General features: G+C 63.2%; 23 protein-coding genes. 12 read left to right on the top strand and 11 right to left on the bottom strand.

Annotated elements, in window-relative coordinates:
* Positions 1-85: 85 nt before the first annotated feature.
* The 9 genes from KDB76_RS11585 to KDB76_RS11545 all read right to left on the bottom strand — a co-directional run bounded on the left by KDB76_RS11585 (position 86) and on the right by KDB76_RS11545 (position 11,201).
* Positions 86-343, bottom strand: coding sequence for a PAAR domain-containing protein (locus tag KDB76_RS11585; RefSeq protein ID WP_024086811.1), 258 nt, complete (start codon positions 341-343; stop codon positions 86-88).
* Positions 340-1,155 carry a DUF6708 domain-containing protein gene (locus KDB76_RS29755; protein ID WP_230491498.1) on the bottom strand — a complete coding sequence of 272 codons (816 nt, stop codon included), beginning with the start codon at positions 1,153-1,155 and terminating at the stop codon, positions 340-342. Before KDB76_RS29755 ends, KDB76_RS11585 begins: the two co-directional genes overlap by 4 nt.
* A complete protein-coding gene (locus KDB76_RS11575; RefSeq protein WP_212632271.1) occupies positions 1,152-4,379 on the bottom strand; it encodes a T6SS effector BTH_I2691 family protein in 3,228 nt (1,075 codons plus the stop codon). The genes KDB76_RS29755 and KDB76_RS11575 overlap by 4 nt, the downstream gene beginning before the upstream one ends.
* Entirely contained in the window at positions 4,376-5,299 is a 924-nt protein-coding gene (locus KDB76_RS11570; protein WP_038409327.1) for a hypothetical protein, read from the bottom strand. The genes KDB76_RS11575 and KDB76_RS11570 overlap by 4 nt, the downstream gene beginning before the upstream one ends.
* Entirely contained in the window at positions 5,299-7,377 is a 2,079-nt protein-coding gene (tssI, locus tag KDB76_RS11565) for a type VI secretion system tip protein TssI/VgrG (RefSeq protein WP_212632270.1), read from the bottom strand. Before tssI ends, KDB76_RS11570 begins: the two co-directional genes overlap by 1 nt.
* Before the next feature lie 14 nt (positions 7,378-7,391).
* The gene (gene icmH / locus KDB76_RS11560) at positions 7,392-8,264 is read right to left on the bottom strand and encodes a type IVB secretion system protein IcmH/DotU (protein WP_024086808.1); all 873 of its coding nucleotides are present in this window, start codon (positions 8,262-8,264) and stop codon (positions 7,392-7,394) included.
* A 232-nt stretch (positions 8,265-8,496) separates the two neighbouring features.
* Positions 8,497-9,468, bottom strand: coding sequence for a biotin-dependent carboxyltransferase family protein (locus KDB76_RS11555; protein ID WP_023661548.1), 972 nt, complete (start codon positions 9,466-9,468; stop codon positions 8,497-8,499).
* Positions 9,465-10,352, bottom strand: a complete 888-nt coding sequence (locus KDB76_RS11550; RefSeq protein WP_024086807.1) for an allophanate hydrolase subunit 1 — start codon at positions 10,350-10,352, stop codon at positions 9,465-9,467. The genes KDB76_RS11555 and KDB76_RS11550 overlap by 4 nt, the downstream gene beginning before the upstream one ends.
* Positions 10,353-10,442: 90 nt before the next feature.
* Positions 10,443-11,201, bottom strand: a complete 759-nt coding sequence (locus tag KDB76_RS11545; protein ID WP_013972122.1) for a 5-oxoprolinase subunit PxpA — start codon at positions 11,199-11,201, stop codon at positions 10,443-10,445.
* 120 nt (positions 11,202-11,321) lie between these two features.
* Between KDB76_RS11545 and KDB76_RS11540 the strand changes: the two genes are divergently transcribed.
* Both KDB76_RS11540 and KDB76_RS11535 read left to right on the top strand, forming a co-directional pair.
* The gene (locus KDB76_RS11540; protein WP_023661550.1) at positions 11,322-12,239 is read left to right on the top strand and encodes a LysR family transcriptional regulator; all 918 of its coding nucleotides are present in this window, start codon (positions 11,322-11,324) and stop codon (positions 12,237-12,239) included.
* Positions 12,240-12,483: 244 nt separating this feature from the next.
* Entirely contained in the window at positions 12,484-14,337 is a 1,854-nt protein-coding gene (locus KDB76_RS11535; RefSeq protein WP_024086806.1) for an ABC transporter ATP-binding protein, read from the top strand.
* Positions 14,338-14,439: 102 nt separating this feature from the next.
* On the opposite strand, the gene KDB76_RS11530 is transcribed toward KDB76_RS11535, so the two are convergent.
* Positions 14,440-15,267, bottom strand: coding sequence for an IclR family transcriptional regulator (locus KDB76_RS11530; RefSeq protein WP_023661551.1), 828 nt, complete (start codon positions 15,265-15,267; stop codon positions 14,440-14,442).
* Positions 15,268-15,516: 249 nt separating this feature from the next.
* Here KDB76_RS11530 and KDB76_RS11525 point away from each other — a divergent pair, with 249 nt between their 5' ends.
* Genes KDB76_RS11525 through KDB76_RS11495 form a run of 7 tightly spaced genes read left to right on the top strand, consistent with a single transcriptional unit; the run spans position 15,517 to position 22,031 of the window.
* On the top strand, positions 15,517-16,536 hold the full coding sequence (locus KDB76_RS11525) for an ABC transporter ATP-binding protein (protein WP_013972118.1): 1,020 nt from the start codon (positions 15,517-15,519) through the stop codon (positions 16,534-16,536).
* Entirely contained in the window at positions 16,533-17,402 is an 870-nt protein-coding gene (locus tag KDB76_RS11520; protein WP_013972117.1) for an ABC transporter permease, read from the top strand. The genes KDB76_RS11525 and KDB76_RS11520 overlap by 4 nt, the downstream gene beginning before the upstream one ends.
* A 4-nt stretch (positions 17,403-17,406) precedes the next feature.
* Positions 17,407-18,201 carry an ABC transporter permease gene (locus tag KDB76_RS11515; protein WP_025339622.1) on the top strand — a complete coding sequence of 265 codons (795 nt, stop codon included), beginning with the start codon at positions 17,407-17,409 and terminating at the stop codon, positions 18,199-18,201.
* A 14-nt stretch (positions 18,202-18,215) separates the two neighbouring features.
* Positions 18,216-18,506 carry a (2Fe-2S)-binding protein gene (locus KDB76_RS11510; protein ID WP_003260558.1) on the top strand — a complete coding sequence of 97 codons (291 nt, stop codon included), beginning with the start codon at positions 18,216-18,218 and terminating at the stop codon, positions 18,504-18,506.
* A complete protein-coding gene (locus tag KDB76_RS11505; RefSeq protein WP_038409325.1) occupies positions 18,503-19,861 on the top strand; it encodes an FAD/NAD(P)-binding oxidoreductase in 1,359 nt (452 codons plus the stop codon). The genes KDB76_RS11510 and KDB76_RS11505 overlap by 4 nt, the downstream gene beginning before the upstream one ends.
* Positions 19,858-20,991 carry an FAD-dependent oxidoreductase gene (locus tag KDB76_RS11500; RefSeq protein ID WP_038409324.1) on the top strand — a complete coding sequence of 378 codons (1,134 nt, stop codon included), beginning with the start codon at positions 19,858-19,860 and terminating at the stop codon, positions 20,989-20,991. Before KDB76_RS11505 ends, KDB76_RS11500 begins: the two co-directional genes overlap by 4 nt.
* Positions 20,988-22,031 (top strand): ABC transporter substrate-binding protein, encoded by a 1,044-nt coding sequence (locus tag KDB76_RS11495; protein WP_013972112.1) that lies wholly within the window; start codon positions 20,988-20,990, stop codon positions 22,029-22,031. The genes KDB76_RS11500 and KDB76_RS11495 overlap by 4 nt, the downstream gene beginning before the upstream one ends.
* Positions 22,032-22,283: 252 nt before the next feature.
* Here KDB76_RS11495 and KDB76_RS11490 read toward each other — a convergent pair whose 3' ends face one another.
* Positions 22,284-23,054 carry an IclR family transcriptional regulator C-terminal domain-containing protein gene (locus tag KDB76_RS11490; protein WP_013972111.1) on the bottom strand — a complete coding sequence of 257 codons (771 nt, stop codon included), beginning with the start codon at positions 23,052-23,054 and terminating at the stop codon, positions 22,284-22,286.
* Positions 23,055-23,208: 154 nt separating this feature from the next.
* Here KDB76_RS11490 and KDB76_RS11485 point away from each other — a divergent pair, with 154 nt between their 5' ends.
* Genes KDB76_RS11485 through KDB76_RS11475 form a run of 3 tightly spaced genes read left to right on the top strand, consistent with a single transcriptional unit; the run spans position 23,209 to position 26,061 of the window.
* On the top strand, positions 23,209-24,018 hold the full coding sequence (locus tag KDB76_RS11485) for a shikimate dehydrogenase (protein ID WP_024086799.1): 810 nt from the start codon (positions 23,209-23,211) through the stop codon (positions 24,016-24,018).
* A 4-nt stretch (positions 24,019-24,022) separates the two neighbouring features.
* Positions 24,023-25,756 carry an FAD-dependent oxidoreductase gene (locus KDB76_RS11480; RefSeq protein WP_013972109.1) on the top strand — a complete coding sequence of 578 codons (1,734 nt, stop codon included), beginning with the start codon at positions 24,023-24,025 and terminating at the stop codon, positions 25,754-25,756.
* The gene (locus KDB76_RS11475; RefSeq protein ID WP_013972108.1) at positions 25,741-26,061 is read left to right on the top strand and encodes an NIPSNAP family protein; all 321 of its coding nucleotides are present in this window, start codon (positions 25,741-25,743) and stop codon (positions 26,059-26,061) included. Before KDB76_RS11480 ends, KDB76_RS11475 begins: the two co-directional genes overlap by 16 nt.
* Positions 26,062-26,091 lie beyond the last annotated feature (30 nt).

The raw sequence follows: 26,091 nt of genomic DNA, 5'->3' as shown, positions 1-26,091 counted from the left end.
TAGCAAACCCATCCGGCTGCGTCGGTGTTCGCGGCCAAAGCCGCACAGAGATCTGTGGGCCCGATCTTGTACAAGAGACATTTGATCAGTCCAGCATCCACCCATCATCGCCCTCCTCCAGCACACCACCGTGATCCGTCCGGTCTCCTTTACGCGCCACAGCCGCGCCCTCAATCAGGAAATGCTCGGCTCCACTCTCAATCACGGCACCGCACGTGGTCCGATCCCCCACCCTGGCAACCGCCCTGCCATTGAAGGTGTACGTGGCACTGCCGCTTTCCACTTCGTTGATGCCATGCAGCGGACAGACATGTCGATGGCCTACAAGTACGACAGGATTCATTGGGCCTCTCCTTCTGATGGCCCGGTGCGAGATTCACGGTCTATCTCCTCTGGCCAATTAACCTTGGGTGCCAGGCAATGCATGTGGCTCAGGCCATCGTCATCGTTCCAGTCACGGGGTGGGTGCACGAACTTCGGCAGGGCTTCGGGACCTTGCTGCATGAATAGCCGGGCGATGGCCCAGTAGGCTTCGCCGTGATACAGGTCGTGGGTGAAGAAGACGCGGTCGATGACTTCGTTGGTTTCCGGGTTGCGGACCGACAGCATGACGTTCTCGATCAGGCCACCGTGGCCTGGGGCGTAGACTCGGTAGACTTCGGCGGTTACGTCGTCCCAGTTGTAGGCGACCGGTTTGACGCCCCAGTGTTTGCGGCTGAACAGATAGATGTAGTGGAATCTGAATTGATAGAGATAGATTTTGCGTCGTAGGCGATTGAAGCGAATGGGTTCGTCCCGTGGGAGCAATAGGTCCATTTTTACATATGTCGCAGTAGCCCACATGCCAATCAAAATCGCTAGCGATGAGAGGATGTCAACGCCCCAATTATTCGACCAGTAGATACCAAAAAACCTCCAATGCATGTAGATTAATGCACCCACAGAAAAAACCAGAATTGGTCCCCCTATCAGCACTGCGACACCACGCAAACTGACAGTAGATCGGGGTAGCTCCAGGAACACATCATCACAGTAGTTTGGTGGCGGATCTATATCTTCAAAGCTTAAGCGCGGAGCTTCATCCGAACTGACACCAGGCAGATCATGACTCCAACACAGAGCTCGCTCCGAAAGGATCCTGGGCTTAGTTTTCATTCGTTAGCCTCCTTAATGCAGACCTCAACATATGCGTCTGGCAGCCTTCTATCCGGCCAATAACTTATTAGCAGTGTCGCGGCTCTAATGGTATGCGACCCAATCGTAGCTATCAGATTCACAGCCCCCGTAATTTCTAGCCAAGACATATGCGGCTCATTTTGGCTAGGCGACCGTAGTATTTTTTCAACTAAAATATCACTCTTATAATCGGGCAACCTCGGCTGAAAAAAGTCATGGAATGTTGCCGCTTTGGTAAGCGCCTCGGCTCGGACAGGTTGGTATTCATCAAGAACAACAGTCTCTCCGCCACTGAAGTCGGGGAAGGTTCCGTCACCATGACGATGTACAACAAGCATCAAACGATAGGCCGAATGCTCATCACGGTATTTGGGCAATATGATTTGGAATTTTAGCTTTTGCTCTAGTTCCAAGCTAAGCAACCCACCAATCTTAGAAGTGGCCGGGTCGCTTAAACGCTTGGATTCGAAATGAATCGCCGCATGTACGCCGAGCGTGGCGGCATTGAGCTCTGCAAACGCTATATCTGCATATTCAGGTGTCTTCCAAGACACGACCGGATTTTCATCGTTAGTCCCAAAGCAGCAGCGTCGCACCCAGCGCTCTAATGCATTAGATTCGCTTTCTTCAGCTGACTTGGCAAATGCGTAAGCGATGAGAGCCAGTACGATAGCCAGACCTAAAGGCCCTAATAGGACGGGTTTGAAAATTGCATAGACAAACATTCCAGTTGAAGAGATGTACACAAGACCTGCACTAAAATAATTCCTCGCTGCTAGGTTGTCCCCAGCTGCTCGTGTACGGTTAGCGGCAGAAAATGCTTGTGCCGTATCCAAAACCCCGGTTATTGCACCTATCATCGCACCGATTTTTATCAGCGACACTCCAGTTTCTGAGGCGCCCTTAGCCCACGATATTCCAGTATGCTTAGTACTTGAGTTCAACAAGAGCCCTATTAGCTCGATACTCCCTCCCAATATTCCCAAGTACGATCCTTGCAATGCCAACCTGGCCTCATGCGCCTTCGGCCCGATCTCCGTTTCCGCCTTTTCCTGATTCCTGCCCAGGCTGTCCTGCTGTAAATACAACCCGCCTATCGCCAGCAGGACCTCCCAGCTGCCAGCAATCCCGCGTAACCCAGAAAAACCGGTTTTTACCAATCGAGCCGCCTGCTGCGTCGTGATCTTCATCCCGTGCAACAACCTGCGCGCATCGGTTTCCAACGTCCCCGCCGCCACCGAGATATTCACCAAGGCAAGCTGTGCCGCGCTGCTCGCCTGGGTTACCCCCATGCTGGCCTCCTTGAACAACCGCCCATGCACTTCCTCGGCCTTGCCCTCGACCCACACCGTCACGCTGATCATCGAATTGGTGAACCGCGGGTCGAGCACGGCCAGGCTCATCAGCCCGTGCTGGATGATCGGCCGCACCTTGCGCATGGCCTTCATCGAGCCAAACTCGAAGTCATCGATATTGCGGCGCATCCGGTCCCGCGCCTCGGCGATCGACGCATTGGCCTTGTGCTGCAACTCCCGGAGGTGGGCGCTCTGCAAGGCGTAGTACTCGCCCAGCTTCATCTGCACTTCCAGCTCGATCAGGTGGACGCCGTTGTAGAGAAACTGCGTGGCGCTGTTCAGATGCCGCACGGCCTTCTGAATACCTGGCGATAGACATGGCGCCAGCCGCTGACTGGCCGCATTGAGCGCACCCTGCGTTTCAGCAATGGCCTGCTTGAGGGTATTGCGCGTGCGCAGGCCGGCGTCATCGCTGGCGATGATCTTGCTCAGCATGCCGTAAAGCTTGTCGCTGTCGTTCCAGTTGATCGCTTCTGTGGCGGAGAAACTGGGCAGCAGCCCGGCCAGCAGTGCCTGGTCGCGCATCAGCAAGGCGCGGTAGGGCGGGCTGTCAGGGTCCTGCAGCCATTTCAGCCAGAGCAGTTCGCTGGTGCCGGAAGCGGGAACATGCGGTTCAAGGCGGGGGACGACAGCTTCCGTAACGCCACCACCCAGGCACAGGGCCATGGTCTTGGCGTAGGCCACCCCGGACTCACGATCGTTACCGTCGTAGTCGTATGCCTCGGCCACCTTGAACATGGGCGTATCGAACAAGGCAACGTACGCCTGGGCATCCTTGTCGATGTAACGCTGAAACTCACGTTCCTGCTGCTCATAGTCAGCCTGGAACGCGGCCCGCTGCGGTTCGTGGTAGCGCTCTTCAAGCCGCTCGTCACTCTCCTGCTGCGCACGCTCGACCAACAGCTGCCGCTCGACTGCCGGGTCGGTGAACACCGGTGGCCCATCACCCGTCATCGGTTCCAGCGACGGCACCTTCTGCGCCGCCCATTCCCTGTGCGTGGCGCGAATGATCTGCAGGATCTGCGAGGTCTGCAGCTGATAGGCGCGCATCGGGTCTTCACGCCAGGCCTGACGCTTCAGTACCCAGTTCAGGCGCTGATGGTTGTACTCCTGAATCAGCCCGACAGTGTCGTCGAGCACCACTGCCAGCACGCCGTTTTCCAGCTGGTGCCGGTTGATCGCATTGACCAGATACCCTCGCAGGGCGAACCGGCGCAACCAGCGGCTGTGGAAACCATGCGCACTGTCGAAGGGGGCACAGCCATGCTGGGCGTACTCGAACACCTGCTGGTCGACCCCAAGCTTATCGGGCGTCATGGCGATGCCCAGCAGTTCGGGATTGTTGCGGGCCTGAATCAGGTCCAGGCCCTCGAAGCGATGCGCAGGCGACGCGCCGCTCTTGTAGGCGTTCAGCACGCTCACCGGCCAGGCGTCACTGGAGAAGGCCAGCCAGGCGCTGGTGTACCTGCCGGTATCGAGGTTGAGAAAGGCCGAAGGAATGTCGTGATCTGCGTTCACGCATTTTTCGGGCAGCGGCGACGGCGGGCCATCTGGCGGCTCGTAAGGGTTGAAGCGGCGCAGGTGACCTTGCTCGCTGACGGCATAGGCATGCCAGACCTGCTGGTCGAGCAGCACATACAGGAAGCCCCTGCGCAAGGTGCGCAAGCCGATCTTTGTCGAGATGTGCCGGTTATCCGCCACGATGGAGACACACTCGGGGCGGGTATCGGGCACCAGGGCGCGGCGCAGCGGCAGGATCGGCAGGCCCTGGCGCTCGCAGAACATGCACTGGTCGTGCGGCAGCCCGGCTTCGGCGATCGCGAGGGCAATACGTTGGCTGATGGTCATGAGCGATTCTCGGATTTCGGCAGGCATTCGATCAGTTGGCGCCATTGCGCCTCGGAGTAGCGGGCGAGCAACGCGGCAAGAGGCGCCTGACCTCTGGCCGCTGCATCGATCATTTCGCCCACCGCAGGCACGGTATGCAGCCTCGGGTGAATGCACAGGTGATGGAGAGCGAAGGCCACGATGTCCTCCATCGCGCTCAGGCCCAACCTGCGTGCATCATCGATATGGTTCGAAGCACGCACCGCAGCAAACGGTGGAATCTGACACTGATTGATGTGCTGCGAACCCGCCCGCAACACTCTCCAGGTAGCCAGCACACATTCGATCAGCCCCACGTCATCCTGAATTCGCCGCGCAGGGGTCGGCAAAGGGTGTCGCTGCCCGCTCTGCCCTTTCAGGCTTGCCAACCTCCCACCGCTACTCAGGAACAACCAGTCACTGATCGGCCACCATGGGCCTTGTTCAAGCCGCTCGAACGTCGCCGCAAGCAACTCCAGCCGGACGGGTTCGTAGACCGGGTAGCAGCCAAATTCCCGATTGGAATCGGGTAGCCGACACAAGGCCGTGAGATGGGACGCGACAGTGGCCGAAGGCGCCTCACTGAACAGCCAGCCACACAGGTAACGCCGTTGCTGAAACAACGCCCTCTGCGCCGCTCGGGCGGTCAGTTCCAGCAGACGGCGACTGGGGACCATGCCGGGCGAAGCCAAGCAGACCAGTACGGGATGCAGTTGGGGGGCATGGGCCAGGTCGGCCCGGTGCACACGGGTCAATGCCTGCTCACCCAGGGCATTGCGCAGCGGGGCAAGCACGGCGTGGTCGCCATCGTGAGCAGTCGCAAGCGGATCTATCAGCACATGGCAGTACAAGTGCGCCCCATGATGGCTTTCGATGAGCCTCGCCAGGTTGTCAGTGCGCATCAGGCCTTGGCCTCGCACTTGTTGCTGGCGTCAGGCGCAAGCGTAAGTGGCTGGCTGTTTCCAGTCCCTGACGCAGCCGCGCTGGTTTGCCCCAACAGCTCGAGCTTCAGCCCGTTGATAGTGATGCCCTGCCCGTCCAGCACAATGCTGCCGCCCGCGGTTCTGAACTCGATGCGCTCACTGGCGCGCAGCTGATAGATCGTCGTATGTTGCTCGATGCCCTGCCCGACGGTGACCTTTTGCGTACCTTTGACGACCAGCTCGGCGTCTTTCCCGACAAGGGCCCGGTGATTGGCCCCTGTTGATTCGCTACGGTCGTTGCCTATCTTCTCGATCAGGTCCTGCTTGATGTCTACGTGGCAGGTTTGCCCAATGAGCTGGGTATGGTCACCCCCGGTTTCCTGGCGGAAGTCATTGCCGATATTCAAGTGCTCATCATTGCCGACCTGCTCGACACGATTACGCCCCACACGCGTGGTCTCATCATTGCCGACTACATTGTTCTGGTCCCGCTGGGCATGGATGAACACTTCTTCCTTGCCGAGTTCGTCCTCGAAGCGCAGCTCGTTGAAACCATCGCCTTTGTGGGTCTGGCTCTTGATGGTCATGCGGGTCTTGTGTTCGGGCAGGTCATACGGCGGCAGTTGGTCGCCGCAATAGGTACGCCCGGTGATCATCGGCTGGTCGGGGTCGGCGTTGACGTACTGGATGATCACGTCCTGGCCGATGCGCGGGATAGCCATCGAACCCCAGCTACCGCCGGCCCAGCCTTGCGACACGCGCACCCAGCAGGAGCTGAACTCGTTGTTCTCGCTCTCCCGGTCCCAGGGGAAGCTCACCTTGACCCGGCCCCACTCGTCGCAGTAGATCTCTTCCCCGGGCGGCCCGACGACCGTGGCCATGTGCGGGCCGTCGATGCGTGGCTTGGGCAGTGGCGCCGGACGCCATTCGATCCGGCCGGGCACCAGCACGGCTTCCTGCGAGTAGCGCGTTCCTTGTTCGGCCCCGGCAGCTTCTTCCTGCAGGCTGGTGAACTGGCTGCCCTCGTGACGTACACGCATCACACGCCAATGAGCGTTGAGGTCTTTGCGCGGGTGTTCGATGAGGGTAAAGCTCAGCCCCGGTTGCAGCCGCACATCGTCACCCTCGACTTCGGCAATACGGGCGTCATGGCGCAGGGCCGTCAGGCGGGTAGTGGTAAAGGGTACACCGACCGCATCGCGCTTGTAGCGGCCGGGGTAGTCGAAGCGCTCATAGTCCCGGGACTGATGGGTGATGCTACTGTCACCTGCGCGGTGTTCCTGCCGGTACTGCGGGTTGGTGAAGGTGTAGTCCCGCTGCACCTGACGTGCAGTGCGCACCTGTTCGCTGTAACGCAGGCGGCGCAGACAAGGCCTGGCCTGGTCGCCACCGCTGTTGGCGCGGTACAGCACCTGGTCGGGGCCGATGTCGTCTTCGTCGAAGAAGTCTTCATCCTCGTCGTCGGCCTTGATCGCGCTCCTGCTGATCTGTCCCAGCGCCAGCAGTCGGTCGGTGATGACCAGCTGATGGTGTTTCGGTGTGTGCTCGAAGCGATAGACGAAACCCTCTTCCCCCGCCAGGCGGGCGATGAAGTCGAGGTCCGTTTCACCGGCCTGTACGCAGAACTCGCGCACCTGATGCTCGCCCATGCTGTTGATTTCGAAACGGGCAATGCCCTGGCGCCTGAGCATCAATTCGAGAATCTGCGGCACGGTCTTCTGCTGGAAGATGCGCCAGTTCGAACGCAAGCAGGCACGGGCCAGCACGGGCTCGACCAATGCGCGGTAACGGGTGCGATAGAACCCCGTCTCACCCTGGCTGAAACTGCTGACCAGGCCGTGCACATAGCGCAGGGGGCGCTCACCGCGCCAGATCGTGAACAGCACTGGTTGGTCGAGCAACTGGCCGAAGTCGACCTCGTCTTCAAAACTGATCAATTCCAGTTTCAGCTGGAACGGTGAGCTGATCATTTCGTCGAGTTCGAACGAAACCACCTCGAAGTCAATCTGGCCAGCCAGCGGCTGGAAGGTGAAGCGCAAGTCGGATTGGCTAGGCATGCGGATCCCCTTTGCTACTGCTGCAAAATGCCGTTGAGCGACTCCAGCACCTCGGCGGTGATCAAGCTCAGGCGGTAGCTGTAGTAGCAGTAGGCGCAGACCATGGCGATGGCGGAGATCACCAACGGGCTCCACCAGGGCCATTCCCGACGCCGCATACGGTGGGGGCGAGGGACCACGTTGGTATAGGGATCGCCCGGGAATTCCGGCGTGGGGCCGCGCAGTTCACGAATGACCTTGTGCATCCGCGAAATCAGGGCGTTGATGATTTCATCGCACTTCGGGTCCAGGGCGTACTTGCCCTTCAGGCCCAGGCAAAAGCAGAAGTACAGGAACTCCAGCACATCCTGGAACTCCTTGGGCGACTGCATCAACCGCTCCAGCAACACGAAGATCTTCTCGCCACCCTGGGTTTCGCCATGGAAGATGCTGAGCAGCGGTTCGTGACTCCAGCACGAATTGTTCCCCCAGGGCCGACTCATCACGGCCTCGTCCAGGTAAAGGCACAAGGCATAGGAATAGGCTTCGAGGTGCACAGAGGAATAACCGTGCTGCTGTATTTCCTCGCGGATTGTGCTGATCTGAATCTGCAGGGTCTTGTGCACCTGTTCGATGTTGGGCAGGTCATCCAGCGTACGCAGGCGTATGACCAGGCCGAACAGCGGGTTGGCCGCGTCGAGCATCAGGTTGGCGAAGCCGCCGCGTAGCTGGAAGTCCGGGTCGGCCGGATAACCCTCATGATCCGCGCGCCCGCCGTGGCCGGGTGGATAAGGTGAATCGCTGCCCTCCGGGACATCGAGCATGGCATGCAGGCTGCTTTCGGTTACGTCATGGGCAGCGTTGGCGGCCTGGGGTTTTCCAATACGAACAGCAGATGGGCCGGGCATGAAGAGGTCCTTGTCTTCCAGTTAGGCTGAAGACATGAACACTATCGGGGAATCAATTCTTCGAGGAGCGTGGTGCGTCCCAAAGCGCTGTAGGAATTTTCTCCTTTTGGCTTGTCTGGACGCTGTGATGCCGGAATTCCGGGGCCGCTCGGCGGCCCTTTCGCGACACAAGGCCGCTCCTGCAACGACTGCGCCAGCCCTTGTGTGGGTGGCGCACCGCCGCAAACATCAATCAGCCAAACAACCTGGCCAGGAAACCCAGCTTCTTCTTGTACGAGCGCCGAGCTTCCAGGGCTTCCTCCAGGCTTACCTCGAGGAACCGCGCCTGCTGGTTGGGCTGCATCTGCCCGATCAGATCCAGGTCGGCGCTGATCACCGTGCCGATCATGGCGTAGCCGCCACCCGACACCGCGTCACGGTGCAGGATGATCGGCTCCAGCCCCGCGGGCACCTGGATCGAGCCGATCGGGTAGCAGCTGTCAACGATGTTCGACGGGTCCGAGCCGGCCCCGAACGGCTGCTCCCGTGGCTGGAAGCTCAAGGCGCTGCCGCCCTTGTAGCGATAGCCGATACGGTCAGCCTCGGAGCCGACCGTCCAGGCTTCGGTGAAAAAGCTTTGCACCGCAGCCTTGGTCAGGCGGTGAAAATACAGCCCCGGCACCACCCGCAGCACCACCTCGCCGCCCAAGGCCTGGCGCAAGGCCATCGGCAGGCTCGCGCCGGCGCGGGTCTTGCCACTGGGCATGCCGACCGGCAACAGGTCACCCGCCATCAGCTTGCGCCCATGCAAGCCACCCAATGCACCCAACGCATAGGTGGAGCGGCTGCCGAGCACCTCGGGTACATCGATACCGCCGGCCACCGCCAGGTAGGCCCGGGCACCTGCGGTAGGGAAGCCGAAACGCAACACCTGCCCGGCACGTACGGCAAACGCGGTGTCCGGGCGTTGCTCGCGGCCATCGAGCAAGGCCGGCATCTGCGCCCCGCAAACCGCCACCAGGGCATCCTGCTGGAACTCCAGCTCCGGCCCCACCAGCGCACACTCAAGGCCCGCGGCGCCGGCCGGGTTGCCCACCAGGTGGTTGGCCGCCCTCAGGGCGTACTGGTCGAGGGCGCCGGACGGCGGGATGCCCAGGTGGTAGTAGCCTTCGCGGCCCAGGTCCTGCACCGAGGTAGCCAAGCCGGGTTTGAGTACCTTGATCATGCCAGCACCTCCTGCAGAGTCCGTGGATAACCGACCGGGTCGGCAAGGAACGCGTCCAGGGAGAATTCCACCGGGCGAATGCGCAGGTCGAAACGGCCTTCTTCGACATCCGCCACCGCCTGGTCGTAGGTGCGGCGGTCAATGGGTTTGAACTGCACGATGTCTCCCGGGCGGAAGAACACCATGTGCTCCTTCAGGTAGTTCAGCGTCTGCTGCGGGTCGTAGATAGGCGCCGGAGTGACGCCGAACATCTGGTAGCCACCTGCCCCGCGCACTGAATAGATGCAGCCGAAACAGCCGCCATGGCCAAGGGTGAGCTTGGGGGTGTCAGTACGCGGGCGCAGGTACTTGGGCACCTGCAGTTGCCGCTCTCGCTCGACCATCTGGAACATGAACGGCAGGCCGGCAACGAACCCGACCATCGACACGAACCACGGCGCGCCGCTGTGCGCGGCAATGAACCCCTCGACATCGGCCAGGCCGTTGATCCGCGCGGCGTACTCCAGGTCGGTGCTGCCCGGGGCCTGGTGGCGGTCACGAAAACGCATCAGTGTTTCATGGGTCCAGGGGTCGTTGTACAGCACTGGAATCTCGATGATCCGTGTCTGCAACGAGCGCTCGGCCACTGCCTGCGCTTCGGCACCGCGCACCGCCTCCAGCAGTGCCTGCGGCGCGATACGGTCCGGGTCGAAGCGAATCTGGAACGAGGCGTTGGCCAGGCACACATCCAGCACGCCATCCAGGGCCAGCCGCTCCACCGCGCGGGTGACTGCCATGCCCTTGAAAAAGGCCTCCAGCGACATGCTCTCGCTGACTTCGGCAAACAGGTGCTCGTCGGCGCCGAAGCTGTAGCGGATAGGGGTTGTAGCGAGCGGTTCGGCCATGACTGTTCCTTTTCTTGGAGTCTTTACAGAAAGGCAGGCGAAAGCAAATTGCACGGGCTCCGGCGTATACCTGCCGGATGCCCCACGGATTCAGCGTGGCGCACGCACCACGATACCGGCAGCGTCCAGCGCCTTGCGCGTGGCCTCGACCAGGTCGAGCGCCCCCGGGGTGTCGCTGTGCAGGCAGATGGAATCGAATTCGATGGCCAGGTCCTGGCCCTCGACCGTGCGCACCACGCCTTGCTGGCAAGCCCGCAACACCCGTTCAGCGACCGCTCCAGGTTCGTAGCCCCGCACATTGCGGGTGAACACGATCGAACCGCTCAGGTCGTACTCGCGGTCGGCGTAGAACTCGCGAATGACCGGCTGGCCAAGCTCCTGGGCGATGCGGCAGATCACCGAACCCGGCATGCAGTACAGCAGCAGCTCCGGCTCGATCACTCGCAGGTTCTCCACCAGCAGCCGTGCAGCTTCTTCGTCACGTGCCAGATGCATGTACAGGGCACCGTGCGGCTTGATGTGCTGCAGGCGCACGCCCTGGGCGCGGGCAATTTCACGCAGGGCGCCGAGCTGGTAGAGCATGTCGTCGACCAGTTCCTGGGCCGGGGCATTGATGTGCCGGCGACCGAAGCCGACCAGGTCGCGGAACCCAGGGTGCGCCCCCACTGCGACGCCCAGGGCCTTGGCCCGCTCGACGGTACGGCGCATGGTGCCGGGGTCACCAGCATGGAAGCCGGTGGCGATGTTGGCCGTGCTGATGTAGCCCATCAGCTCGTTGTCGACGCCGTCGCCAATCGTCCACGGGCCAAAGCCCTCACCCATGTCCGAGTTGAAATCCACCACCTGCATGACTGTCTCTCCTGGCGCTTGTGACTGCATGCAAGCCACGTTAGATTCTCCGCACCCCCTTGGGAAGATCTATAAACAGATAGGGTGTCTTCTGAAAATCAGATACCCCCGGGAGCTATCGTGTCACTGACCCTGCGCCAGGTCCGCTATTTCGTCGCCACCGCCGAGATCGGCCAGATTTCCCAGGCGGCAATCCACCTGAACATTTCCCAGTCTGCAGTGACCACGGCGATCAAGGAGCTGGAGGCGATGCTCGGCGTGCTGCTGTTCCAGCGCTCGGCGCAGGGCATGAGCCTGACCGAGGCTGGCCGGCACTTCCTCAACCGCGCCTACGTGATCCTGCGTAGCGTGGACGATGCGTTGAACAGCCCGCTGCCGGACGTGCGCGCCAGTGGCCTGCTGCGCCTGGCGGCAAGCTACACGGTGATCGGCTACTTCCTGCCCCATCACCTGCAGCGGCTGGAGCACTGGCATCCGGATGTGACCTTGGAGCTGTACGAGCAGGAGCGCAGCGCCATCGAGCAAGGGTTGCTGGAGGGTCGTTTCGACATGGCAGTAGTACTCACCGCCAACCTCACCCACCCGGACATCGTCTCGGAAACCCTGTTCAACTCCGAACGCCGCCTGTGGCTGCCTGGCAACCATCCGCTGTGCGAGCGCTCGGCGGTAAGCCTGGCCGATGTGGCCTGCGAGCCGTTCATCCTGCTGACCGTGGATGAGGCCGAGCAAAGCGCCATGCGCTATTGGGAACAGGCCGGGCAGCGGCCGAAAGTGCGGGTGCGGACCAGTTCGGTGGAGGCCGTGCGCAGCATGGTTGCCAATGGCAGCGGTGTAGCGATCCTGTCGGACCTGGTGCACCGGCCCTGGTCGCTGGAGGGCAAGCGTATCGAGACGGTGACCATCAGCGACCCGGTGACACCGATGAGCGTTGGGCTGGCCTGGCACCGGGAACGGGCGTTCAGCCCGGCGATGCAGGCTGTACGCAATTACTTCCATGATGCTTTTTTGGCACCGCAGCAGTTGTCGGCACGGCGCTGACCGTTCCCTGCAGGCCCGATCTCGTTGCGGGTACCCCTACAGCACCAAGGCAAAATGAAATCAGACAGAAATGTAATAATTTGCAAAGTTTTGTTAACAACGACCGTTGGGTCAGTGTCTGTCAGTTAAGGTTGCCGGCTTGACTGGGGCTGCATTGCAGCCCAAGCCTGCCATGGCGACAGCGGACATATCGCTGCGTGTCATGGTCACCGGCCAGGCAAGAATTGATTTTCCGGAGACAAGCATGCTTCGCATCTTTGAGCGCTGGCTCGATCCCTTCCCACCTGATGAGGTACCACCGCCACCGGTTGGCCTGTTGCGCTTCATGTGGGCCTGCACCCGGGGCGCACGCGGCTACATCCTGGCGCTTGCGCTGCTCAGTGCCGGGGTATCGATCTACGAAGCCTGGCTGTTCGCCTTTCTCGGCCAGGTCGTGGACCTGCTCTCGGCCTGGCAGGCCGGCGGTACCGTCGGCCCCGAAGAAACCCGGGTGCTGTGGGGTATCGGCATCGTCCTGCTGGTCAGCATCGGGTTGGTGGCGCTGCGCACCATGGTTCAGCACCAGGTGCTGGCGATCAACTTGCCGCTGCGGCTGCGCTGGGACTTTCACCGGCTGATGCTACGCCAGAGCCTGTCGTTCTTTTCTGACGAGTTTTCCGGTCGGGTCACCACCAAGGTGATGCAGACGGCACTGGCGGTACGCGATGTGTTGTTCACCATCATCGAGATCCTGCCCGGGATCGGGGTGTACTTCATCGCGATCATTGCCTTGGCCGGTGGCTTTGCCCTGAAACTCATGCTGCCATTCATTGCCTGGGTCGTACTGTTCGGCCTGGCCATGCTGTATTTCGTGCCACGCCTGGGCAAGGTCGGCCAGGAGCAGGCCAATGCGCGATCGTCGATGACCGGGCGGGTGTCCGACGCCTACACCAACATCACCACGGTGAAGCTGTTCTCGCACGCCAACCGCGAAGCGCACTTCGCGCGCGCGGCCATGGAGGACTTCAAGCAGACCGGCTTTCGCCAGATGCGTCTGGTCAGCCAGTTCGAAATCGTCAACCAGGCGCTGGTGGTGGGCTTGATCATCGCTGCCGGTGGCTATGCGCTGTGGCTGTGGCACCAGGGCCAGGTCGGTACCGGGGCGGTGGCGGCGATCACCGCCATGGCCTTGCGTATCAACGGCATGTCGCACTGGATCATGTGGGAGATAACCTCGCTGTTCGAAAACATCGGCACCGTGCAGGACGGTATGGCCACCCTCACCCGCGGCCCCAAGGTAAAGGATGCGCCGGATGCTGTGGAGCTGGTAACCACAGGGGGCGCGGTGAGTTTTGACAAGGTCAGCTTCAACTACAACGGCGAGCGTCAGGTGCTCAACGACCTGAGCCTGCACATTCGCCCGGGCGAAAAAGTCGGCCTGGTCGGCCGCTCCGGCGCCGGCAAGTCCACCTTGATCAACCTGCTGCTGCGCTTCTACGACGTGGACCGTGGTGAAATCCGCATCGACGGGCAGAACGTGGCCAAGGTCACTCAGGACAGCCTGCGCGCGGCGATCGGCATGGTCACCCAGGACACCTCGCTGCTGCACCGCTCGATTCGCGACAACATCGCCTATGGCCGCCCCGATGCCACCGAAGCGCAGATCCGCGCCGCTGCGGCCAATGCCCAGGCCGATGGTTTCATCAGCCAGCTCAGCGACCGCCAGGGCAACACGGGTTACGACACCCTGGTGGGAGAGCGCGGCATCAAGCTGTCTGGTGGCCAGCGCCAACGCATCGCCATTGCCCGAGTGATGTTGAAGAACGCGCCGATCCTGCTGCTGGACGAAGCCACGAGTGCGCTGGACTCGGAAGTGGAAGTGGCCATTCAGGAGAGCCTGGATGAAATGATGCAAGGCAAGACCGTCATCGCCATCGCCCACCGGTTGTCGACGATTGCCGCCATGGACCGGCTGATCGTGATGGATGAAGGGCGCATCATCGAGCAAGGCACCCATGCGGAACTGCTGGCGAAGAACGGTACTTATGCGCGGTTGTGGCAGCACCAGAGCGGCGGGTTCCTGGGTGAGGACCAGGGTGTGGCCGAGGCGATGGAGTAGGCCTGTATGGGAGCGGGCCCGGCGAACACCGGCAAAGCCGGTGCCATGCGTCGACCTCCATCAGTTTCCATCGCGACGATGGACTGAGCTCAATCCTGGCCCTCAACCAAACACGTGCGAAGGCCGGCGCAGCACCGGGTCAAACGGGTTGACCCGTTCGCCAATCGCCGTCGCCTCGCGCTTGAGCAGCGCCACCACGGTCGGCATGCGGTTGGGCCCCAGGCGGTCGCTGATGGTCGCCACGCTCAGGGCCGCCACCGCATAGCCGTTACGATCGAGGATCGGCACCGCCAGGCCGGCCATGCCATCGAGCACTCCGGTATTGCGCCCGGCATAGCCGAGGCTGCGCACATTGTCGATTTCGGCGCGCAGCATGACTTCGTCGTAATGGTGGAAATCCTTCAGCCGCGGCAGGTTGTAGCGGATCACCTCGTCGCGCTCCTCCTCCGGCAGAAAGGCCAGGATTGCCAGGCTGCCCTGCCCCACCCCCAAGGCCACACGGCCGCCGATATCACCGGTGAAGGTACGAATCGGGTATGGCCCTTCGCTGCGGTCCAGGCACACCGCATCGAACCCCGAGCGCGCCAGCAGGAACAGCGAATCGCCCAACGAGGCCGACAGCCGCAGCAGGCTGGGGCGCACCACATCACGCAGGTTGCCGGCTTGCCCGGCCTTGGCCGCCAGGGCAAAAAAATCCAGGCTCAGCCGGTAGCGCTTGCTGGTCTCGCACTGGTCGACCATGCCTTCTTCAATCAGGCTGCGCAGCAGGCGGTGGGTTGTGGGTTGCGCCAGGCCAACCCGCTGCGCCAGCTGGCTGACCTTCTCGCCCTCGCCGCCGCATTCTCCCAGCGCACGCAACACGGCGAACAAACGCGACACCGCACCGACACCTACTTCCTTGGCCTGCACATTTCGTTTATCGGAATCCATTTTTCGTCAAACCCTTAAAAATTCCATTCAGTGGAATAATTTCAAAATAGCTATCACCCAGTGAAATTACCCTTTGTCGCCATCCTAATCATTGCCCTACTCTCCGGTCCATAGGGCGATATCACAACATCGGCCGCCGCCACAGAAGCGAGCGCCAACGTCCGTAAAAGCATTGCTTTTCGCCGCTGGCGCTCTGCCCACCCTGAAACTGCCGGTTGACCCCGGTTCCGTTTGCGATGGAGCACAGCCATGACCTTTCTGTTGATCGACAAGCTTTGCAAGCGCTATGGCGCCACGGAGGCAGTGGCCAGCTCGTCACTGGCCATCGAGAAAGGCGAGTTCGTCTCCCTGCTTGGCCCTTCGGGCTGCGGCAAGACCACCACCCTGCAAATGATTGCCGGCTTCGTCGAGGTCACCAGCGGCCGCATTGTCCTCGACGGCCGCGACATCACCCACGCCAAGCCGGCCAGCCGAGGCCTGGGCGTGGTGTTCCAGAGCTACGCGCTGTTCCCGCACATGACCGTGCGCGACAACGTCGCCTTCGGCCTGCGCATGCGCAAGGTGGCCAACGCCGACATCGCCCGCCGGGTCGACCAGTCCCTGGCGCTGGTGCGCCTGGACAAGCATGCCGAGCGCTACCCGCGCGAACTCTCCGGCGGCCAGCGTCAGCGGGTGGCCCTGGCCCGCGCACTGGTGATCGAACCGCCGGTGCTGCTACTGGACGAACCGCTGTCCAACCTGGACGCCCACCTGCGTGAAGAAATGCAGTTCGAGATCTGTCGCATCCAGAACGAGGTCGGCATTACCACCTTGATGGTCACCCACGACCAGGCCGAGGCCTTGTCGATCAGCGACCGGGTGGTGGTGATGGAGGCCGGGCGCATTACCCAGGTAGATGACCCCTACCGCCTCTACGAACACCCGGGTACGCCCTTCATTTCCGATTTTGTCGGCAAGGCCAACCGCCTCCGCGGCGTAACCGGCCCCGGCGGGCAACCGCAGGCCAATGCCCAGGGCCCGCTGACCCTCAGCCTGCGCCCGGAAAAAATCAGCCTCGGCCCGGCCGGTAGCGGCAGGCTCGCAGGCCGCATCAGCTGCCGCTACTTCCTCGGCAGCCAGTGGCTGTATCGGGTCGACACTGCTCTGGGCAACCTGGCCGTGGTGCGTGCCAACGACGGCAACACACCGCTGGATGAAGGCACACAGGTCGGCCTGGACTGGAACGATGCCCTGCTGCGGGTACTGAACGCTGGCGAGGTGGCGGCATGAGCGCGGCAAAGCTGCGCAGCAGCGCCTGGGGCTACGGCCTCAGCAGCCCGGCGCTGCTGTTGTTCCTGGCCTTGCTGGTGGTGCCACTGGGGCTGACCGTGCTGCTGTCGTTCAACGCGTTCGACTACAGCAGCGGCATCCAGGCCGGCCAGTACACCCTCGGCCATTACCTGAGCCTGGTGACCGACACCTACTACTACGAGATCTTCTTCCGCACCTTCTGGATCAGCGCCCTGGTCACCCTGCTTTGCGTGCTGATCGGCATCCCCGAGGCCTTGGTGCTCAGCCGCATGGGCGCGCCGTGGCGCTCGATCTTCCTGATCCTGGTGCTGACCCCGCTGCTGATTTCGGTGGTAGTGCGGGCCTTCGGCTGGAGCCTGCTGCTGGGCGCCGACGGCCTGGTCAACCAGGGCATCACTGCCCTCGGCGGCCAGCCGGTGAAGCTGCTGTATACGCCCTTTGCAGTGATCATCGGCCTGGTCCACGTGATGCTGCCGTTCATGATCATCCCGGTGTGGACCTCGCTGCAGAAGCTCGACCCGGCTGCCGAGCAAGCCGCGCTGTCACTGGGTGCCAGCCAGTGGACGGTGTTCCGCCGCATCGTGCTGCCACAGATCATGCCCGGCGTGCTGTCAGGCACGCTGATCGTGTTCGGCCTGGCCGCCAGTTCGTTCGCCATCCCCGGCCTGCTGGGCGGACGCCGGCTGAAGATGGTCGCCACCATGATCTACGACCAGTACCTGGCCGAACTGAACTGGCCGATGGGTGCCACCATCGCCGTGGCCCTGCTGCTGATCAACCTGCTGGTGATGCTCAGCTGGAACCGGCTGGTCGAACGCCGCTACAAACGCGCACTTGGAGTCTGAACCGATGACCCGTAACGGCCCGCTGGCCCTGTCCTTTCACGCCCTGGTGATGCTGTTCATGCTCGCCCCGCTGGTGGTGGTGTGCCTGGTGGCATTCACCCCGGAAAACACCCTCAGCCTGCCCACCGCCGGCTTCTCGCTGCGCTGGTTCAGCGCCGTGTTCGAGCGTGCCGATTTCCTCGATGCGTTTTACAACAGCCTGAAACTCGCGGCCCTGGCTGCCTCGCTGGCCACTTTGATCGCCGTGCCGGCGGGCCTGGCGATCACCCGCTACAGCTTCCCCGGCCAAGGCTTTCTCAACGGCCTGCTGCTGTCGCCGATCATCATCCCGCACCTGGTTCTGGGTGTGGCCTTGCTGCGGCTGTTCGCCTTGCTGGGGGTCAATGGCAGCTTCGCCTGGCTGGTGTTCGCCCACGTCGTGGTGATCACCCCTTACGTGCTGCGCCTGGTACTGGCTGCAGCCATCGGTATCGACCGCAGCGCCGAGCAGGCCGCGCAAAGCCTGGGTGCTGGCCGGGTCACGCTGTTCTGCAAGGTCACCCTGCCGATGATCCTGCCCGGTGTGGCCGGCGGCTGGCTGCTGGCGTTCATCAACAGCTTCGACGAAGTGACCCTGTCGATCTTCGTCACCTCGCCTGCCACCCAGACCCTGCCAGTGCGCATGTACGTATACGCCACCGAATCCATCGACCCGATGATGGCCGCCGTCTCGGCGCTGGTTATCGCCGTCACCGCCCTGACCATGGTCGCCCTGGACCGCGTATATGGCCTGGACCGCGTGCTGGTGGGCAAGCAATGACAAGGAATGCCCCCATGCCTCTGTTCAAGCGCGTGGCCGAACACGACCGCGAGCCTGTGCCCTTCCTGCTCGACGGCCAACCGGCCAAAGGCATGAGTGGCGATACCCTGCTGACTGCCATCCTGACCAATGCCGGGCACCTGCGCGGCAGCGATTTCAGCGCCGAACCACGCGCCGGCTTCTGCCTGATGGGCGCCTGCCAGGACTGCTGGGTACGCCTGCAGGATGGCCGTCGGGTACGCGCCTGCTCGACCTTTCTGGAACCGGGCCAGTGCGTGACCCGCGACCCGGGGCGCCAGCCATGAGTGCGATCGTGATCATCGGCGCCGGCCCGGCCGGCATCCGCGCCGCGCAAACCCTGGTAACCCACGGCCTGCGCCCGGTGTTGCTGGACGAAGCCAGCCGCGGCGGCGGGCAGATCTACCGCCAACAGCCGACCAACTTTCGCCGCTCGGCCAAAGCCTTGTACGGCTTCGAGGCAGGAAAAGCGCAAGCCGTGCACACCACCCTTGAGCAACTGCGCGGGCAGGTCGACTACCGCCCGGACACCCTGGTATGGAACGCCGAGCAGCAAGTGCTGGACACCTTGCAACAGGGCCAACTGGCCGACCGCCTGGCGTTCGACCGGGTGATCGTCGCCACCGGTGCCACCGACCGAGTATTGCCGATACCCGGCTGGACCCTGCCTGGGGTCTATACCTTGGGCGCTGCGCAAATCGCCCTGAAGTTCCAGGGCTGCGCGATCGGTGAACGGGTGGTGCTGGCCGGCAGCGGGCCGCTGCTGTACCTGGTGGCCTACCAGTACGCCAAGGCCGGTGCCACGGTCAGCGCGGTACTCGACACCTCACCGTTCAGCGCCCAGGTGCGTGCCCTGCCACGCCTGCTTCTACAACCGGGCACCTTTGCCAAGGGCCTGTACTACCGAGCCAGGCTGGCCCGCAAGGGTGTGCCGGTGCACCAAGGCGTGACCCTGCTGGGTATCGACGGCGAGCAACGTGCCAGCGGTGTGCGCTGGTCGCACAATGGCCAACAACACGACTTGCCGTGCGACGCCGTGGCATTCGCCCACGCCCTGCGCAGTGAAACCCAACTGGCCGACCTGCTGGGTTGCCAATTCGCCTGGAGCGTGCTCAACCGCGCCTGGCTACCGGTACGTGACGCCCAGGGCCGGGCCACCAGCCCTGGCGTGTACCTGGCGGGCGATGGTACCGGCATCCTCGGTGCCGACGGTGCCGAGATGAGCGGTGAACTGGCCGCCCTGACACTGCTGGCCGACCTTGGCAAGCCCGGCAACCCGCAGCGCCAGCAGCAACTGGAAAGGCGCCTGGCCACCTTGCAGCGCTTCCGCCAGGGGCTGGAGCAGGCCTTTCCATTCCCCGAGCAGTGGGCCCGGCAAGCCCCGGACGAGCTCACCGTGTGCCGCTGCGAGCAGATCAGCGCCGGGGAAATCCGCGCCACCGTGCGTGCCGGGCACTGGGAAATCAACCGGGTCAAGGCCATGTGCCGAGTCGGCATGGGCCGCTGCCAGGGCCGCGTGTGCGGTGCAGCTGCCGCCGAGTTGATCGCCTGCGAAAGCGGTCGGGCCATTGACCAGGTAGGGCGCCTGCGTGGCCAGGCACCGGTCAAGCCCCTGCCCTTTGGCCTGGAGATAAAACCATGAAGCTGATCGAAGTGGACGCCATCATCGTCGGCGGCGGCATCATCGGCAGCAGCGCGGCCTTGACCTTGGCCCGCGCTGGTCGGCAAGTGGCATTGCTGGAACGCGACTTCTGCGGCTCGCATTCCAGCGGAGTGAACTACGGCGGTGTGCGCCGCCAGGGCCGCTCGTTGGCCCAGCTGCCGTTGTCGATGCGCGCCCATGCCATCTGGGGGAATCTGCGCGAATGGATCGGCATCGATGGCGAATACGCCCGCAGCGGCCACCTGAAGCTGGCCCGCAGCGAAACCGACTTCGATGCCTTGAAGGCCTATGCCCGGCGTACCCAGGCTTTTGACCTTCGCCTGCAACTGTTTGAACGACGCGAACTGCGCCAGCGCTTCCCCTGGGTAGGCGATATCGCCGTCGGCGCCTCGTACTGCCCCGAGGACGGCCATGCCAACCCACGGCTGGTGTCACCGGCCTTCGCCCAGGCGGCCAGGCGCAGCGGCGCCCAGGTGCATGAACAGTGCAAGGTGCTGGAGGTGGGACACGACGGCCACCACTTCAGCGTACACACCAGCAGCGGCCAAGGCTTCAAGGCGCCCTGGCTGTTGAATTGCGCCGGCGCCTGGTCGGCGCAATTGGCCGAGCGGTTCGGCGAGCCGGTGCCGCTGACCGCGGCCCACCCAGCCATGCTGGTCACCGAGCCGCTGCCGCTGTTCATGACCGCCAGCACCGGGGTCGAAGGCGGCGGCATCTATGCCCGCCAGGTGGCGCGTGGCAACTGCGTGCTGGGCGGCGGGCGCGGTTTTGCCCTGACCCCGACCACCGCACGCCCGGGCCAGGCCGCAGTGCTCGACATCCTGCACAACGCCACCGAGCTGTACCCGGCACTGGCCGGCGCCCAGGCCATTCGCACCTGGAGCGGCACCGAAGGCTACCTGCCCGATGACGAACCGGTGCTCGGCCCCAGCCTGCACCAGCCCGGCCTGCTGCATGGTTTCGGCTTTGCCGGTGCCGGCTTCCAGATAGGCCCGGCTGCCGGTGAAGCGTTGGCGCAATGCATCCTGCACGGCGCGCCGACGCTCAGCCTGGCGGCTTTTTCCATCAACCGCTTTCAGCCCAACCACCACAAGGAAAACCTGTCATGACGCACAAGCAACGTTTGCTCGCCCTGTTCTGCACCGTGCCCGGCCTGTTCGCCTGCCTGCCCGCCATGGCCCAACCCACGCTGTACCTGGGCATGAACGGCGGCACCATGGAACGGCTGTTCAGCGACAATATCCTGCCAAAGTTCGAGCAGGCCAACGGCGTGAAGGTGGTGATTGTCCCCGGCACCTCGGCCGACATCCTGGCCAAGGTCCAGGCCACGCCGAACAAGCCGTCGATCCATGTGATGGTGCTGGATGACGGCATCATGTACCGCGCCATCGGCATGGGCCTGTGCAGCACGCTCAAACCCAACCCGACCTTGGCCCAGTTGCCGGAAAAGGCCCTGATCAAGGACAAGGCCGCCGCAGTCAGCCTGGGCGTGACCGGGCTTGCCTACAACAGCCGCCTGTTCAAAGCCAATGGCTGGGCGGCGCCCACCTCGTGGAACGACCTGGCTGACCCGCGCTTCAAGGACAAGGTGGTGTTCCAGTCGATGGCATCGTCCACCTTCGGCCTGCATGGTTTCCTGATGTACAACCGCCTGCACGGCGGTAGCGATACCGATGTCAACCCGGGCTTCACGGCCTGGCAGAAGAACGTGGGCCCGAACGTGCTGGAATACATCCCCAACTCGGCCAAGCTCTCGGAAATGGTGCAAACCGACGAAGCCGCGCTGTTCCCGCTCACCCCCACCCAGGTGACGGCGCTGAAGCTCAAAGGCATCCCGGTGGAGTACGCCGCGCCCAAGGAAGGTGCCGTGGTGCTCAACCAGGCCGAATGCGTCACGGCCAACAACGACCAGCCGGAACTTGCGCAGAAGCTCGCCGAGTTCCTGCTCAGCCCCGAGGCGCAGTCGCCGGCACTGGAGCTGGGTGACCAGATCCCGTCCAACCCCAACACCCCCACCAGCGACAAGACCCGTGGCCAGGTCGAAGCCATGCAGACCTACCTGCAGACTGCCGTGACCATCGACTGGGACCAGGTCAACACCCAGCGCCCCGAATGGAACGCGCGCTGGAACCGCCAGATCGAGCGATAAGCCGAGGGCCTGGGCCGCTCCCACCCCTTTGGGCTGCGCTGTCACGTATAGAACGGAATTCACAAGCGGTCCGCGTACCCTGTGGGAGCGGCTTTAGCCGCGAAGAATCCAGCGCGGTGCATGGCACCGGCTGCGCCGGTGTTCGCGGCTGAAGCCGCTCCCACAGGGTCCCGGCTAGCTCAATGAATCATGTTCAGTTCTATGAGATCGAGTTTCCCGCGAGAAGGCAACACGCCTCCAAACCCTAACACCTCAATCCAGCACCGGCCGCAACAACGCCTGGGCCTCGTACAGGGTCGGCAGATACCGCAAGCGTATTTCATCCACACTCAACCGCGAAGCATGGGTGGTGATGGTCAACGTCGCTTTCAGCCGGCCAGCCCGGTCCAACAGTGGCACACCCAGCACGCGCATGCCGATTTCATACTCCTGGTCCACGATACAGAACCCCTGCTCCTTCACCCGCAGCAACTCCGCCTCCAGCTGCAACCGGTCCGTCTGCGTATAAGGCGTCAACCCTCGCAGCGGGTTACGCGCAAAGTAGGCATCCCGCTCCACCTCATCCAGCCAGGCCAGCCAGACACGCCCACCGGCAGTGCAATACATCGGCACCCGCGAACCCGGCCGGATCGACAACGAAGACACATGGCTGTAGCGGCTGCGTACCAGGTGGATGATCTCGTCACCATCACGGGTACCTACCGACACATGCTCCTGGGTCTGCCGCGCCACCTGCTCGACGATCGGCCGCAGCATGCGCGGCAGTTGCGCCGAGTCCACATACGCCTGGCCAAGGCGCAGCGCCTTGGGCGTAAGCCAGTACTCACGGCTGTCGGTTTCGGCAAACCCTTCGTGCACCAAGGTCAACAGAAACCGCCGCGCGGCACTGGGGGTAAGGCCGGACAACCTGGCCGCCTGCGGCACGCTAAGGCGCGGCTGCTCGGCGCTGAACAGCTGCATCAGCGCCAGGCCCTTCTGCAAGCCGGCGATCAGGTCACGGGGGTGGATAGCGGGGGTGTTCATCTATTCGACTCGCAAGCAGGGCAAAAACAGCCGATTACCGCGATAACCGGATCAATGGTGCGATTATCGCATTAAACGCCCGATCAGCGCATTGTTGCCCACGCCCCCTTGCCTCACCCTTGGCCTGCATAACAACGCCAATAAGGAGGTCAGCATGATTCGTGGTTCGACTGAACTGGTCGCCATCGTCGGTTCGCCCATTGCCCAGGTGAAGTCCCCCGAAAACTTCAACACCTGGTTCGCCAACAACAACTGCAACCTCGCCATGCTGCCCATCGACCTGCAGGAGACCGCGCTGAATACCTTTGCCGGCACTCTGCGTGGCTGGCAGAACCTGCGCGGTTGCGTGGTCACCGTGCCGTACAAGCAGGCCCTGGCCAGCCGCCTTGATAGCCTGAGCGAGCGCGCAGCCGCGCTGGGCTCGGTCAATGTGATTCGCCGAGAGCGTGACGGGCGACTGCTGGGCGACAACGTGGACGGCGCCGGCTTCCTCGGTGCTGCGCGCAAACATGGCTTCGAGCCGGCCGGCAAGCGTGCGTTGGTAATCGGTTGCGGCGGGGTCGGCAGTGCCATTGCCTATGCACTGGGCGAGGCCGGCATCGCCAGCGTCACCCTCAGCGACCCCAGCACAGCGCGCATGGGCGCTGTGTGCGAGCTGCTCGGCAATGCCTTCCCCACGGTCGAAATCGCCACCCGGGTCGACGGGCTGGAAGGCTTCGACCTGCTGGTCAACGCCTCCCCTGTCGGCATGGGCGGTAGCGCGGAGCTGCCACTGCCTGCCGCCCTGCTCGCCACCTTGCAACCCGAAACCCTGGTCGCCGATGTGGTCACCTCGCCCGAGATCACCCCGCTGCTGAACCGGGCACGCCAGGTTGGCTGCGCGGTCCAGACCGGCCCGGAAATGGCCTTCGCCCAACTCGGCCACCTGGGCGCCTTCATGGGCGTCACGCCGCTGGAGATCTGAAGCCATGCCGACACATGAACATGCGCAACACAACTTTGACCTGGTCGTGCTGGGCAGCGGCGCCGGTGGCCTTACCGCTGCCGCCACCGCCGCCCGCCGGGGGCTGAAAGTGCTGGTGGTGGAAAAGGCCGAGCACTTTGGCGGTACCTCGGCAATTTCCGGTGGGGCGGTGTGGCTCTATGGTACTGATCAAGCCCGCGCCGCTGGTGCGGTGGATTCCCCCGAGGCCATTCGCACCTACCTCAGGCAGGTCATCGGCGACGGCTATGACCCCGCGCTGGTCGACGCCTTCATCGAGCATGGCCACCAGGCGCTGCGCTGGCTGGAGCAGAACACCGAACTGCGCTACGCCCTGCGCCCGCATTCGCCGGACTACTACCCGGACGCCCCCGGTGCCACCCAGTTTGGCCGGGCGCTGGAGATGGTCGAGTACGACGGCAGGCAGCTCGGCCCGCACTTCAAGGACCTGCAGATGCCGCCGCCCGGCATGTTGCTGTTCGGCGGCATGATGGTCAACCGCGTGGATATCCAGCACTTTCTCAGTATTCGCCGCTCGCCCCGGTCGCTTTGGCATTGCCTCAAGCTGATGGCGCGTTACGCGCGGGACCGCCTGCATCATCCGCGTGGCACCCGCCTTACCACCGGCAACGCCTTGATCGCCCGCCTGGCCAGCAGCGCCTTCGCCCATGGCACCCAGCTGTGGTTGCGCAGCGAAGCCCTGGAGCTGATCGTCGAACGCGGCGTGGTCACCGGCGTGGTGGTGCAACGCGAAGGGCGCCGTGAACGGGTGCTGGCCCGGGGCGGTGTGGTGTGCGCCATGGGCGGGTTCGCTGCAGGCGCGCTGGCCGACAGCTACCGGCCGGCCCGGCAGGCGCCGCACCTGACCATGTCACCGCCCAGCAATGACGGCGCTGCCCTGCGCCTTGGCCAAGCCGTGGCCGCTGCCCAGGGTGAGGGTCTGGTGGCCAACTTCTTCTGGGCACCGGTTTCGGAACTGCGCCATGTCAGTGGCGAGCGTGAGCGCTTCCCGCACCTGGTCACCGACCGCGCCAAGCCGGGGGTGATCGCGGTGGGCCCGGACGGGCGACGCTTCGTCAACGAGTCCGATTCCTACCACCACTTCGTGCAGACCATGTTCGCCAAAGGCATCGCCAGCTGCTGGCTGGTCTGCGATGCCGAAGCGATGAACCGCTACGGCCTGGGCCTCGCGCGGCCAAAGCCGGTGGACAACCAGGCGTTGATCCATGCCGGCTACCTGCACCGCGCCGCAACAGCGCAGGCACTGGCCAAGACCATTGGTGTCGACCCACAGGTATTCATGCAGACCCTGGAGCAGTTCAACGCCGACGCCCGCAACGGCATCGACCGCGCGTTCGGCAAAGGCGGCAACAGCTACAACCGCTACATGGGCGACCCGCAACACACGCCCAACCCATGCCTGGCGCCGCTGACCAGCGGCCCGTTCTACGCCATCCGCATCCACACCGGCGACCTTGGCTCAGCCCGCGGCCTGGTGACCAACGCCCAGGCCAACGTGCTGAACCGCGATGGCCAGCCGATTGCCGGGCTTTATGCAGTGGGCAACGACATGAACTCACTGATGAAAGGCACCTACCCCGGCCCCGGCATCACCTTGGGCCCCGCCCTCACCTTCGGCTGGCTCGCTGCCAACCACATCGCCGCGCGCCTGCAGGCGCCAACCACCCAAATGGAGACCCCAGCATGTACTACGAACTGAGAACCTACACCCTGGACCCACTGAAAATGGCCGACTGGCTGAGCCTGTACCAAAGCCACGCGCTGGAGGTGCAAAGCGAGCATCTCGGTAACCTGGTCGGCTTTTTCACCAGCGAGTTCGGCGAGGTCAACCAGGTGGTGCATATCTGGGGCTATGCCAGCCTCGACGAACGCATGGCACGCCGCGCAGCCATGGCAGCGGACCCCCGTTGGGCAGAGTTCTCAAGGCGCAATCGCGAGCTGGGCGCGGTGCTGCGCTTGCAGTCGCGAATGCTGCGGCCCACCGGCTTTTCGCCGCTGCAGTAAAACTAAAACCTTCCTCCAATGCCTGAGCGG

Origin of the sequence: Pseudomonas sp. JS425, from assembly GCF_018223845.1 — a bacterium.
Lineage (GTDB): Bacteria > Pseudomonadota > Gammaproteobacteria > Pseudomonadales > Pseudomonadaceae > Aquipseudomonas > Aquipseudomonas asiatica.
The sequence above is the reverse complement of the archived record's forward strand: the minus strand, read 5'-3'. Positions and strand labels throughout refer to the sequence as shown.